11 protein-coding genes are annotated in these 13,225 nt (G+C 56.0%); 8 read left to right on the top strand and 3 right to left on the bottom strand.

All coding sequences use genetic code 11. The features are described from left to right. Nucleotides 1–83 precede the first annotated feature (83 nt). From pgi to psiE, 6 genes are all read left to right on the top strand, one after another. Complete coding sequence (gene pgi / locus ACMGGH_RS06715) at nt 84–1,733, top strand: glucose-6-phosphate isomerase (RefSeq protein ID WP_232949026.1); 1,650 nt, start codon at nt 84–86, stop codon at nt 1,731–1,733. A gap of 366 nt (nt 1,734–2,099) precedes the next feature. Continuing rightward, nucleotides 2,100–2,342: an exopolysaccharide production protein YjbE gene (yjbE, locus tag ACMGGH_RS06720; protein ID WP_013095034.1), complete on the top strand. Its 243-nt coding sequence runs from the start codon at nt 2,100–2,102 to the stop codon at nt 2,340–2,342. A 63-nt stretch (nt 2,343–2,405) separates the two neighbouring features. Continuing rightward, entirely contained in the window at nt 2,406–3,044 is a 639-nt protein-coding gene (locus ACMGGH_RS06725; protein ID WP_041911573.1) for a YjbF family lipoprotein, read from the top strand. Further along, nucleotides 3,041–3,781 (top strand): capsule biosynthesis GfcC D2 domain-containing protein, encoded by a 741-nt coding sequence (locus tag ACMGGH_RS06730; RefSeq protein ID WP_232949027.1) that lies wholly within the window; start codon nt 3,041–3,043, stop codon nt 3,779–3,781. Before ACMGGH_RS06725 ends, ACMGGH_RS06730 begins: the two co-directional genes overlap by 4 nt. After that, nucleotides 3,778–5,874, top strand: coding sequence for a YjbH domain-containing protein (locus ACMGGH_RS06735; RefSeq protein ID WP_232949028.1), 2,097 nt, complete (start codon nt 3,778–3,780; stop codon nt 5,872–5,874). Before ACMGGH_RS06730 ends, ACMGGH_RS06735 begins: the two co-directional genes overlap by 4 nt. A 162-nt stretch (nt 5,875–6,036) precedes the next feature. Next, a complete protein-coding gene (psiE, locus tag ACMGGH_RS06740) occupies nt 6,037–6,447 on the top strand; it encodes a phosphate-starvation-inducible protein PsiE (protein ID WP_000202963.1) in 411 nt (136 codons plus the stop codon). A 96-nt stretch (nt 6,448–6,543) separates the two neighbouring features. Here psiE and malG read toward each other — a convergent pair whose 3' ends face one another. The 3 genes from malG to malE form a co-directional block, all read right to left on the bottom strand. Further along, a complete protein-coding gene (gene malG / locus ACMGGH_RS06745; RefSeq protein ID WP_006810496.1) occupies nt 6,544–7,434 on the bottom strand; it encodes a maltose ABC transporter permease MalG in 891 nt (296 codons plus the stop codon). Nucleotides 7,435–7,448: 14 nt separating this feature from the next. Beyond that, nucleotides 7,449–8,993 carry a maltose ABC transporter permease MalF gene (gene malF / locus ACMGGH_RS06750; RefSeq protein ID WP_028015128.1) on the bottom strand — a complete coding sequence of 515 codons (1,545 nt, stop codon included), beginning with the start codon at nt 8,991–8,993 and terminating at the stop codon, nt 7,449–7,451. A 120-nt stretch (nt 8,994–9,113) separates the two neighbouring features. Beyond that, nucleotides 9,114–10,304, bottom strand: a complete 1,191-nt coding sequence (gene malE, locus ACMGGH_RS06755; RefSeq protein ID WP_032644952.1) for a maltose/maltodextrin ABC transporter substrate-binding protein MalE — start codon at nt 10,302–10,304, stop codon at nt 9,114–9,116. A gap of 370 nt (nt 10,305–10,674) precedes the next feature. Between malE and malK the strand changes: the two genes are divergently transcribed. Both malK and ACMGGH_RS06765 read left to right on the top strand, forming a co-directional pair. Next, the gene (malK, locus tag ACMGGH_RS06760; RefSeq protein WP_028015130.1) at nt 10,675–11,784 is read left to right on the top strand and encodes a maltose/maltodextrin ABC transporter ATP-binding protein MalK; all 1,110 of its coding nucleotides are present in this window, start codon (nt 10,675–10,677) and stop codon (nt 11,782–11,784) included. 71 nt (nt 11,785–11,855) lie between these two features. Further along, on the top strand, nt 11,856–13,211 hold the full coding sequence (locus ACMGGH_RS06765) for a maltoporin (RefSeq protein ID WP_047366843.1): 1,356 nt from the start codon (nt 11,856–11,858) through the stop codon (nt 13,209–13,211). The last annotated feature ends 14 nt before the right edge of the window (nt 13,212–13,225 follow it).

Here is a 13,225-nt window from a genome sequence, read left to right on the forward strand (position 1 = left end):
TGGCATAAAAACCATCACAATTTTTATTTGCAGGCGCTACAATCGACCGCAGTCACAATTCTCAAATCAGAAGAGTATTGCTAATGAAAAACATCAACCCAACGCAGACCGCTGCCTGGCAGGCACTCCAGAAACATTATGATGAAATGAAAGACGTCACCATCGCGGATCTGTTCGCGAAAGATGCCGATCGTTTCACTAAGTTCTCCGCGACCTTCGATGACCTCATGCTGGTGGATTTCTCCAAGAACCGCATTACCGAAGAGACGCTGGCAAAACTGCAGGATCTGGCGAAAGAGACCGAGCTGGCCGACGCCATCAAATCCATGTTCTCCGGTGAGAAGATCAACCGCACCGAAGACCGTGCCGTGCTGCACGTGGCGCTGCGCAACCGTAGCAATACGCCAATCATCGTTGACGGCAAAGATGTTATGCCGGAAGTAAACGCGGTGCTGGAAAAGATGAAAACCTTCTCTGAAGCGATCATCTCCGGCAGCTGGAAAGGCTACACCGGCAAAGCGATCACCGACGTGGTTAACATCGGTATCGGCGGCTCTGACCTCGGCCCGTTCATGGTGACCGAAGCCCTGCGCCCGTACAAAAACCACCTCAACATGCACTTTGTCTCTAACGTCGATGGTACCCACATCGCCGAAGTGCTGAAAAACGTGAACCCGGAAACCACCCTGTTCCTGGTGGCGTCTAAAACCTTTACCACCCAGGAAACCATGACCAACGCCCACAGCGCGCGTGACTGGTTCCTGAAAACCGCGGGCGACGAAAAGCACGTGGCGAAACACTTTGCGGCGCTCTCCACCAACGGTAAAGCGGTAGGCGAGTTTGGCATCGATACGGCGAACATGTTCGAGTTCTGGGACTGGGTTGGCGGCCGCTACTCTCTGTGGTCTGCAATCGGTCTGTCCATCATCCTGTCCGTAGGCTTCGACAACTTCGTTGAGCTGCTCTCCGGCGCGCATGCGATGGACAAACACTTCTCCACCACCGCGCCTGAGAAAAACCTGCCGGTGCTGCTGGCGCTGATCGGGATCTGGTACAACAACTTCTTCGGCGCTGAAACCGAAGCGATCCTGCCATACGACCAGTACATGCACCGTTTTGCGGCCTACTTCCAGCAGGGCAACATGGAATCCAACGGTAAGTACGTTGACCGTAACGGCAACGCGGTGGATTACCAGACTGGCCCGATCATCTGGGGCGAGCCGGGCACCAACGGCCAGCATGCGTTCTACCAGCTGATTCACCAGGGTACCAAAATGGTACCGTGCGATTTCATTGCCCCGGCGATCACGCACAACCCGCTGTCCGACCACCATACGAAGCTGTTGTCTAACTTCTTCGCACAGACCGAAGCGCTGGCGTTCGGTAAATCCCGCGAAGTGGTTGAGCAGGAATACCGTGACCAGGGTAAAGATCCGGCCACGCTGGAGCACGTTGTGCCGTTCAAAGTGTTCGAAGGCAACCGTCCAACCAACTCCATCCTGCTGCGCGAAATCACCCCGTTCAGCCTGGGCGCGCTGATTGCGCTGTACGAGCACAAGATCTTCACCCAGGGCGCGATCCTGAACATCTTCACCTTTGACCAGTGGGGCGTTGAGCTGGGCAAACAGCTGGCAAACCGCATTCTGCCAGAGCTGGGTAACGATAAAGCCATCGACAGCCACGACAGCTCCACCAATGGTTTGATTAACCGTTATAAAGCATGGCGTGCGTAATTAATATGTCATGAAAAATGCCGGCGATATGCCGGCATTTTTTTATCGGATAATTCCTGATGTCTGTTAGTTAACTCAAATTCTGACTCTGAGTTTAATCTGAAAAAGGCGGTTAACCTGCTAATTGCTGCGGTTTATTTTAAGAAAATACGCAGAGCTAAGATAATAAGGATATATTATAATTTATTGATTTTTATCGATTATTTATTTCAAATATTTGTTTTTCGTTTCTGTTTTATCCATTAGTCCGAAAACCGTCCCCCTATTTCCCCCCACGGTAAACCCTCTGCTGTAGTTGTGTATACTCGATTCCGCCTGAATTTCTTTTCGGGCAAATCTCCATTCATTCATTGAAGGGAAATTGTTATGAAGAAAGTACTGTATGGCATTTTTGCCATATCTGCACTTGCGGCGACGTCTGTCTATGCAGCTCCGGTCCAGGTCGGGGAAGCAGCAGGGTCGGCAGCGACGTCTGCGTCTGCGGGAAGTTCTACCGCAGCCAGCACCAGCACCGTAAGTTCAGCCGTGGGTGTCGCGCTGGCGGCAACCGGTGGCGGTGATGGCTCCAATACCGGAACCACGACCACTACGACAACCAGCACCCAGTAATACCGGGTGTTTTAATCATAACCACACTTCGGTGTGGTTATTTCGCCCCTTCGGAGAAGAGTCGTGAAGCGACCTGCAATCATTCTGATTTGCCTGCTGTTGCAGGCGTGCTCAGCCACCACCAAAGGGCTGGGACATTCACTGTGGGAAAGCCTGTTCGGCACGCCGGGCGTTCATCTGACCGATGACGAACTTCAGAACATGCCGTACGCCAGCCAGTACATGCAGCTAAACGATGGCCCGCAGCTGTTTGTGGTGCTCGCTTTCGATGAAAACGGGCAGCAGAAATGGGTGACGCAGGATCAGGCCACCATCGTCACGCAGCATGCCCGAATTGTGAAAACGCTGCTCGGCGGCGACAACTTGCTCGAGGTGAATAATCTCGCCGAAGACCCGCTCATCAAGCCAAATCAGATCGTCGACGGCGCAAGCTGGACGCGCACGATGGGCTGGACCGAGCACAAGCAGGTGCGCTACGCCACGGCCCGCTCCACCTTCCGCTGGGACGGTACGGACAACGTGAAAGTCGGCAGCGACGAAACTCAGGTGCGCGTATTGGATGAAGAGGTCACCACCGACCAGGCCACCTGGCATAACCGCTTCTGGATCGACGAGGATGGGCAGATCCGTCAGTCCTTGCAGTATCTCGGTGCCGGTTTCTTCCCGGTGAAAACCACCCTGATCAAGGCGGCGAAATCATGAAAACGCTCATCCACGCTGTGCTTCTCGCCAGCCTTGCCGCGCCGCTGGCGTGGTCTGCAGGAACGGTAAAGGTCTACACGCCGGACAGTGAAAAACCCAAAACCTTAACCAACGCCGAGCATCTGCTCGATCTCGTCGGGCAGCCAAGGCTTGCCAACAGCTGGTGGCCGGGAGCGGTGATCGGCGAGCATCAGGCGACGGTTAAGGCGGAGCAGGAACACCGTGCCCTGCTGGCCCGCCTGACGAGCCTGGCGGAGCAGGAAGACGGCGACGATGCCGCGGCCATTAACAGCGTTCGCCAGCAGCTTCAGGCGCTGAAGGTGACAGGCCGCCAGAAAGTCAATCTTGATCCAGATGAAGTGCGCGTCACGGAAAAGGGCAACCCCACGCTTGAAGGGGAGTACACCCTCTGGCTTCCGGTAAAGCCGACGACGGTGACCGTGATGGGGCTTATCAGCAGCCCCGGTAAAAAGCCCTTTACGCCCGGTCGCGACGTGGCGAGCTATCTCGACGAACAAAGCCTGCTGAGCGGCGCGGATAACAGCTACGCATGGATTATTTATCCAGACGGGCATACGCAAAAAGCGCCGGTGGCGTACTGGAATAAACGCCATATCGAACCCATGCCGGGCAGCATCATTTTTGTCGGTTTTGCCGACCATTTCTGGACGAAGGCATATGACGGGCTTAACGCCGATATCCTTCACTCCCTGACACAGCGGATACCGGAAGAATGAAAAGAACCTATGTCTACAGCATGCTGGCGCTCTGCGTAAGCGCCGCCTGCCATGCAGAAACGTATCCGGCACCTGTTGGCCCGTCTCAGTCAGACTTCGGCGGCGTCGGTTTACTGCAAACGCCTACCGCGCGCATGGCGCGTGAAGGGGAAATTAGCCTGAACTACCGCGATAACGACCAGTATCGCTACTATTCCGCCTCCGTACAGCTTTTCCCGTGGCTTGAAACCACGCTGCGCTACACCGACGTGCGTACGAAACAATACAGCAGCGTCGACGCCTTCTCCGGCGATCAGACCTACAAAGATAAAGCCTTCGACGTCAAACTGCGCCTGTGGGAAGAGAGCTACTGGATGCCGCAGGTCTCCGTGGGTGCAAAAGATATCGGCGGTACCGGCCTGTTCGACGCGGAATACATCGTGGCCAGCAAGGCCTGGGGACCGTTTGATTTTTCTCTCGGTCTTGGCTGGGGCTATCTCGGCACCAGCGGCAACGTTAAAAACCCGTTCTGTACCTACAGCGATAAATACTGCTACCGCGATAACAGCTACAAGAAAGCCGGTTCCATCAACGGCGACCAGATGTTCCACGGCCCGGCCTCGCTGTTCGGTGGTGTGGAATACCAGACGCCGTGGCAGCCGCTGCGCCTGAAGCTGGAGTACGAAGGGAACGACTACTCGCAGGACTTCGCCGGGAAGATTGAGCAGAAGAGCAAGTTTAACGTCGGCGCCATTTATCGCGTCACCGACTGGGCCGACGTTAACCTCAGCTACGAGCGCGGCAACACGGTGATGTTTGGCTTCACGCTGCGCACTAACTTTAACGACATGCGGCCGCACTACAACGATAACGCGCGGCCTGCCTACCGGCCGGAGCCGCAGGATGCGATTCTGCAGCACTCCGTGGTGGCAAACCAGCTGACGCTGTTGAAATACAACGCCGGTCTGGCCGATCCGAAAATTCAGGTGAAAGGCGATACGCTGTACGTCACCGGCGAGCAGGTGAAATACCGCGACTCGCGGGAAGGGATCGAACGCGCCAACCGGATCGTGATGAACGATCTCCCGGACGGGATCCGCACGATCCGCGTGACGGAGAACCGCCTGAATCTGCCGCAGGTCACCACCGAAACCGATGTCGCCAGCCTCAAGCGCCATCTTGAAGGCGAACCGCTCGGGCATGAAACCGAGCTGGTGCAAAAACGCGTAGAGCCGATCGTGCCGGAAACCACCGAGCAGGGCTGGTATATCGATAAATCGCGCTTTGATTTCCATATCGATCCGGTACTGAACCAGTCCGTCGGCGGGCCGGAAAACTTCTACATGTATCAGCTGGGTGCGATGGCGACGGCGGATCTGTGGGTCACCGACCACCTGCTGACCACCGGCAGCCTGTTCGGCAACATTGCGAACAATTACGACAAGTTTAACTACACGAACCCGCCGAACGACTCGAAGCTGCCGCGCGTGCGTACCCGCGTGCGTGAATACGTGCAGAACGATGTCTACGTGAATAACCTGCAGGCCAACTACTTCCAGTACTTCGGCAACGGCTTCTACGGCCAGGTTTACGGAGGCTACCTGGAGACTATGTTCGGCGGCGCGGGGGCGGAGGTGCTGTATCGTCCCGTCGACAGCAACTGGGCGTTCGGGATTGATGCCAACTACGTTAAGCAGCGTGACTGGCGCAGCGCGCAGGACATGATGAAGTTCACCGACTACAGCGTCAAAACCGGCCACCTGACCGCCTACTGGACGCCTTCGTTCGCGCAGGACGTGCTGGTGAAAGCCAGCGTCGGCCAGTATCTGGCGGGCGACAAGGGCGGCACGCTGGATATCTCCAAACACTTCGACAGCGGCGTCGTGGTGGGGGGCTACGCCACCATCACCAACGTCTCGCCGGACGAGTACGGGGAAGGGGACTTCACCAAAGGGGTTTACGTGTCGATTCCGCTGGATCTGTTCTCATCCGGTCCGACTCGCAGCCGTGCGGCAGTAGGCTGGACGCCGCTGACGCGTGACGGTGGTCAGCAGCTTGGGCGTAAGTTCCAGCTGTACGACATGACCAGCGATAAGAACATTAACTTCCGCTGATGCTTCACACCGGGCGGCACTGCGTTTGCCCGGCCTACGGTTTTTGTAGGCCTGGTAAGCGCAGCGCCAGCGGGCGAATGCGCCAAACATAAACAAAAAATATAGATCCCCGTCACATTTTTGCGTTATACAGGAATCTCGTCCTGGAGAATGAGGTGCTGTATGACATCCCTGACTCGCCCGCGCGTTGAGTTTATCTCAACGATACTCCAGACCGTGCTGAACCTCGGTCTGCTGAGCCTTGGCCTGATCCTGGTCGTCTTTCTCGGCAAAGAGACGGTGCATCTGGCGGATGTGCTGTTCGCCCCTGAGCAAACCAGCAAATATGCGCTGGTGGAAGGCCTGGTGGTCTACTTTCTCTACTTTGAATTTATCGCCCTGATTGTGAAGTACTTCCAGTCCGGCTTTCACTTCCCGCTGCGCTATTTTGTTTACATTGGCATCACCGCCATTGTGCGGCTGATCATCGTCGATCATAAATCCCCGCTCGACGTGCTGATCTACTCGGCGGCGATCCTGCTGCTGGTGATCACCCTCTGGCTGTGTAACTCGAAGCGGCTGAAACGGGAATAAAAAAATGGCGGCCCGGAGGCCGCCTAACAACAGTCACAAGTTGGGTCAATACAATACGTCTAAAGTTGAGGGTTGCAGTGGCATAACAGATGAAACTTAACCTTTCACGCCGCCCGCCGTCAGGCCATTCACCAGCCAGCGCTGGGCCAGCAGGAACACCACGGTAATCGGGATGGCAGACAGTACGGCCGCCGCGGCAAAGTCGCCCCACAGGTAGTTTTGCGGGTTGAGGTATTGCTGCATACCTACGGCCAGGGTGTAGCTGTTCACATCGCGCAGTAACAGTGAGGCGACCGGTACTTCGGTGATCGCCGCGATAAACGACAGGATAAACACCACCGCCAGAATCGGCACGGACAGCGGCAGCAGCACCAGACGGAACGCCTGCCACGGGGTAGCGCCATCCAGCGACGCCGCCTCTTCCAGCGAGCCGTCGATGGTTTCGAAATAGCCTTTGATGGTCCACACGTGCAGGGCAATACCGCCGAGATAGGCGAAGATCACGCCGCCGTGGGTATTCAGGCCAATAAACGGCACGTACTGGCCGAGACGGTCAAACAGGGCGTACAGCGCCACCAGCGACAGCACCGCCGGGAACATCTGGAAAATCAGCATGCCTTTCAGCAGCGTTGCTTTGCCCGGGAAACGCATGCGGGCGAAGGCATAAGCACAGGTGGTGGAGAGCGTCACGATGCCGATCGCGGTGATGGTTGCTACCTTCACCGAGTTCCACAGCCACAGCAGCACCGGGAACGGCGGCGGGGTGACGCGGCCATCGGCGTGCTCCACGCTGAAGCCCAGCGCGAGCTTCCAGTGCTCCCAGGAGATTTCATCCGGGATCAGGCTCCCGGTCGCAAAGTTACCCGAGCGCAGGGAGATGGCGATAACCATCAGCAGCGGGAACATGATGGCCGCGATGAAAATCAGCAGGCCTAAGTGCGTCGCGAGGAGGCGCAGCTTCTGAGATTTGGGTTGTACCATTGCCATGTTCAGTGCCCTCCTTAGTCAAATTTCATACGTGTGGCTTTCAGGTTCACAATCGCCAGAGCGCCAACCAGCAGGAAGATCAGGGTGGCAATCGCCGCCGCCAGACCAAAGTCCTGGCCGCCGCCGCCTTCAAAGGCGATACGGTAGGTGTAGCTCACGAGCAGGTCGGTATAGCCTGCTGGCGTGGTGGTGCCAAGACGGTCCGGGCCGCCGTTGGTCAACAGCTGAATCAGCACGAAGTTGTTAAAGTTAAAGGCGAAGCTGGCAATCATCAGCGGCGTCAGCGGCTTAATAAGCAGCGGCAGCGTAATTTTAAAGAAGTTCTGGAACGGACCCGCGCCGTCCATCGCCGAGGCTTCATACAGATCGTCCGGAATCGCCTTCAACAGCCCCATGCACAGGATCATCATGTACGGATAGCCCAGCCAGGTGTTGACGATGATAATCATCGAGCGGGCGGTGGTCGGGTCGCTGAACCAGGCCGGTTTGATACCGAACAGCGCGCTCAGCATCATGTTGATTTCACCGAAGCTCTGGTTAAACAGCCCTTTGAAAATCAGAATCGAGATAAACGACGGCACGGCGTAAGGCAGAATCAGCAGCACGCGGTAAATCGCTTTGCCTTTCAGGGACTCCCACTGCACGAGGCAGGCCAGCACCATGCCTACGGCAACGGTCAGGATCACCGTCAGCACCGAGAAGACCACCGTCCAGACGAAGATGGCGAAGAACGGTTTCTGGATACCTTCGTCGGTAAACACGCGGGTAAAGTTGTCCCAGCCGATGGTGACGGTATAGCCAGGGCTGAGCTTGTCATCACCCCATTTGCCATCGGCCGTTATAGACTGATAGAAACCAATGTCGTTATTCGGACGGTACTTCACGCCGCTCTGGTTGTTGGTCAGCGTGCCGTCGTCCGCCAGGGTATATAGCGGCTGCGTGCCGGAGAACTGGCGCAGCGAGCTCATGGTCACTTTGCTTTCATCGGGCAGCACGGCGGTGAGCTGGGTCAGCGCCTGGCGATTCTGGGTAATGATACGCAGGTTCGCACGTTCACCCTCCGGCAGGGCCGCGGCCTCTTTTAAGACCAGCTTCTGCTCGCCGCCAAATTTGAACGCGTCGGAAAGATAGTTTTTGCCGCTCTCACCGTCAGTGAGCGCTAACTTCCACTCGTCACCTGCAGGATACAGGCCGAAGTTGAAGGTTTTACCTGCCTGATAAGAGCGATCCAGAAGCACCTGAGTGGCGCGCTCCTGCGCGAGTTGGTTGGTGCTGCTGTAGTTGGTGAACGCAATGGCGATGGTGCAGATTAGCGGGAACAGGACAAACAGCCCCATCCCGGCCACGCCCGGGTAGACATAGCGCCAGGCATAGGCTTTACGGTTGGCGAAAATATACAGGCCAGCAGAGCTTAAGATCAGCGTCATGATGGCGAACAGATATTCCCCTTGTACGTACATTAAAACAACAAGGTAACCCACCAGCAGACACAGCAGACCGATCGCTGACCACTTCAGCGCGTCGCTTTGCCACCAGTGCTTCTTTTTAATGACATCCATGGGGTTCTTCCTCTACAACGGTGGAAACTTTTCGTCAGGTGGCGCTGCGCTTACCTGACCTACGGATCGTGCCGTAGTCGTAGGGCGGGTAAGCGCACGCGCCACCCGCCGTTTTTCTTCTTACTTAGTAATACGACCCTGAGCATCCTTCAGCGCGGCATCGACAGTCTGGCGACCGCTTGCAGCGTTGATGACGGCGGTACGGGTGGCGTACCAGAACGCGGCCATCTGTGGGATGTTCGGCATGATTTCGCCTTTCTGAGCGTTATCCATGGTTGCCGCGATGCGTGGATCTTTTGCCAGCTGATCCTGGAAGGATTTCAGCGCCACGGCGCCCAGCGGTTTGTCCTTGTTCACTTCACCCAGACCCTGATCGGTCAGCAGGTAGTTTTCCAGGAACTCTTTCGCCAGCTCTTTGTTCGGGCTGGCGGCGTTGATGCCCGCGCTCAGCACGCCCACGAACGGTTTAGACGGCTTGCCGTTGAAGGTTGGCAGCAGGGTCACGCCGTAGTTGATTTTGCTCTTGTCGATATTGGTCCAGGCCCACGGACCGTTGATGGTCATCGCGGTTTCGCCTTTGTTGAACGCCGCTTCCGCGATGGAGTAGTCGGTATCCGCGTTCATGTGTTTGTTCTTAATCAGGTCAACCAGGAAGGTCAGGCCTTTTTTCGCGCCCGCGTTGTCCACGCCCACGTCTTTCACGTCATATTTGCCGTTTTCAAACTTGAACGCGTAGCCGCCGTCGGCAGCAATCAGCGGCCAGGTGAAGTACGGCTCTTGCAGGTTGAACATCAGGGCGGATTTACCTTTCGCCTTCAGCTCTTTATCCAGTTTCGGGATCTCTTCCCAGGTTTTCGGTGGGTTTGGCACCAGGTCTTTGTTGTAAATCAGAGACAGGGCTTCAACCGCGATTGGGTAGGCGATCAGCTTGCCGTTATAGCGAACGGCGTCCCAGGTGAACGGGAACAGTTTGTCCTGGAAAGCTTTGTCTGGCGTGACTTCAGCCAGCAGGCCAGACTGCGCGTAACCGCCGAAACGGTCGTGTGCCCAGAAGATGATGTCCGGGCCGTCACCAGTTGCCGCAACCTGCGGGAATTTCTCTTCCAGTTTGTCCGGGTGCTCTACGGTAACTTTGATACCGGTGTCTTTCTCGAATTTTTTGCCCACTTCGGCCAGGCCGTTATAGCCCTTGTCGCCGTTAATCCAGATAACCAACTTGCCTTCTTCAATTTTGGCGAGCGCTGGGGCGGAAACCATCATTGCTGCAAGGGCGGACAATGCGAAAACGCGTGCGCCAGTCTTGATATTCATATCTGCCATCCTTTTTGGTGATGTGCTCGTGGATACATAAGGTGGTTCAACGTGACTCAGTCTCCTTATTTGACATCCTCTTTCCATCCTCCCAACCCCTACGCCCCACCCCCCGTTTGTGTGATCTCCGTTGCATAAATTTAAGTTATGAGTGCTGGCGCACATAAAAACCCACCGAATTTTGCAGGCGGCTTCACGAATTTCGCCTCAGCCCCCCGGCTGCGGTCGCAGAGCCTGTTCTCTCATCCTCCCGCCTCCTCCCCCATAAAAAAGGCGGGGGGTGGAGGATTCACGAAAGTAATGGATACCCCATAGTGAACTTATCTTGAATGTTTCTGTCGGTGACAGGTTGTAACGAAGGGAGAAGGGCATGGCGAGCGTACAGCTGCGTAATGTAACGAAAGCCTGGGGCGACGTAGTGGTGTCGAAAGACATCAATCTGGACATCACTGAAGGCGAGTTTGTGGTGTTTGTCGGCCCATCAGGCTGTGGTAAATCAACTCTGCTGCGTATGATTGCCGGTCTTGAAACTATCACCAGCGGCGACCTGCTGATCGGTGATACCCGAATGAATGACATCCCGCCTGCCGAACGTGGCGTAGGCATGGTGTTCCAGTCTTATGCACTTTATCCCCATCTTTCCGTTGCCGAGAACATGTCTTTTGGCCTGAAACTGGCCGGGGCAAAAAAAGAGGTCATTAACCAGCGCGTCACGCAGGTGGCTGAAGTGTTGCAGCTGGCGCACCTGCTGGAGCGTAAACCGAAAGCGCTTTCCGGCGGTCAGCGTCAGCGCGTGGCGATTGGCCGTACGCTGGTGGCCGAGCCGCGCGTGTTCCTGCTTGATGAACCTCTCTCTAACCTGGATGCCGCCCTGCGCGTCCAGATGCGTATTGAAATCTCCCGTCTGCACAAGCGCCTTGGCCGCACGATGATTTACGTCACCCACGATCAGGTCGAAGCGATGACCCTCGCCGACAAAATTGTGGTGCTGGACGCCGGTCGCGTGGCGCAGGTGGGCAAACCGCTGGAGCTGTATCACTACCCGGCAGACCGCTTTGTTGCGGGCTTCATTGGCTCGCCAAAGATGAACTTCCTGCCCGTCAAAGTGACGGCGACAGCCATTGAACAGGTACAGGTGGAGCTGCCAAACCGCCAGCAGGTCTGGCTGCCGGTCGACAGCGCCAACGTACAGGTCGGGGCAAATATGTCCCTCGGTATCCGTCCTGAGCATCTACTGCCAAGCCACATTGCGGATGTGACGCTGGAAGGTGAAGTTCAGGTCGTCGAACAGCTTGGTCACGAAACACAGATTCATATCCAGATCCCCGCCATCCGTCAGAACCTGGTCTACCGCCAGAATGACGTGGTGTTGGTAGAAGAGGGTGCCACATTCGCTATCGGCTTGCCGCCAGAGCGCTGCCATCTGTTCCGTGAGGATGGCACTGCATGTCGTCGGTTGCATAAAGAGCCAGGCGTTTAAGCAATCCCAAAAGAAGACACGAAACCGACAGGTGAAGTGTTCAAAGAAAAGCAATGATCTCAGGAGATAGAATGATGATTACTCTGCGCAAACAAGTCCCTCTGGCGGTCGCCATTGCGGCAGGCATCCTGTCTGCCCAGGCTGGCGCCGTGGACTTTAAAGGTTATGCTCGTTCCGGCATTGGCTGGACCGGGAGTGGCGGTGCCCAGCAGTGCTTCCAGGCAACGGGTGCTCAAAGTAAATACCGTCTGGGTAACGAATGTGAAACCTATGCGGAATTGAAGCTGGGCCAGGAAGTGTGGAAAGAGGGCGATAAGAGCTTCTATTTCGACACTAACGTCGCGTATTCCGTTGCGCAGCAGAATGACTGGGAAGCCACTGATCCGGCCTTCCGTGAAGCCAACGTGCAGGGTAAAAACCTGATCGAGTGGCTGCCAGGCTCCACTATCTGGGCCGGTAAGCGCTTCTATCAGCGTCATGACGTCCACATGATCGACTTCTACTACTGGGACATTTCCGGTCCTGGTGCGGGTATCGAAAACATCGACCTGGGCTTCGGTAAACTCTCTCTGGCAGCCAGCCGCTCCACTGAAGCTGGCGGTTCTTCTACCTTCGCCAGCAACAACATCCGTGACTACACCACCGACACCGCGAACGACGTGTTTGACGTGCGTTTAGCGCAGATGGAAGTCAACCCGGGCGGTACGCTGGAGCTGGGCGTTGACTACGGTCACACCAACGTTAACGATGATTACTACCTGCAGCCAAAAGCTTCGAAAGATGGCTGGATGTTCACCGCAGAACATACCCAGAGCATGCTGAAGGGCTTCAACAAGTTCGTTGTTCAGTACGCAACGGACTCTATGACCTCCCAGGGTAAAGGTCTGAACCAGGGCGCGGGCATTGGTCTTGGCAATGACGATTCCGATGGCAAACTGTACGGATACGGCATCAACAACAACGGTAGCCTGCTGCGTATCCTTGACCACGGTGCAATCTCCCTGGGCGACAGCTGGGACCTGATGTACGTCGGTATGTATCAGGATATCGACTGGGATAACAACAACGGCACCAAGTGGTGGACCGTCGGCGTGCGTCCTATGTACAAATGGACGCCAATCATGAGCACCCTGCTGGAAGTAGGCTACGACAACGTCAAATCTCAGAAAACTGACGAAACCAACAACCAGTACAAAATCACCCTGGCACAACAGTGGCAGGCTGGCGACAGCATCTGGTCTCGTCCTGCAATCCGTGTCTTCGCAACCTACGCCAAGTGGGATGAGAAGTGGGGTTATGACACTTCCGGTAGCCCGATCTCTACGAGTTCCAACTATAACTCCAACTTCGGTATGCAGACTGCAGGCCTTGGCCGCGGCGACACTGACGAGTGGAGCTTCGGTGCCCAGATGGAAATCTGGTGGTAATTCGCAAGACCTGA

Origin of the sequence: Enterobacter sp. BNK-16, from assembly GCF_048684955.1 — a bacterium.
Taxonomy (GTDB): domain Bacteria; phylum Pseudomonadota; class Gammaproteobacteria; order Enterobacterales; family Enterobacteriaceae; genus Enterobacter; species Enterobacter bugandensis.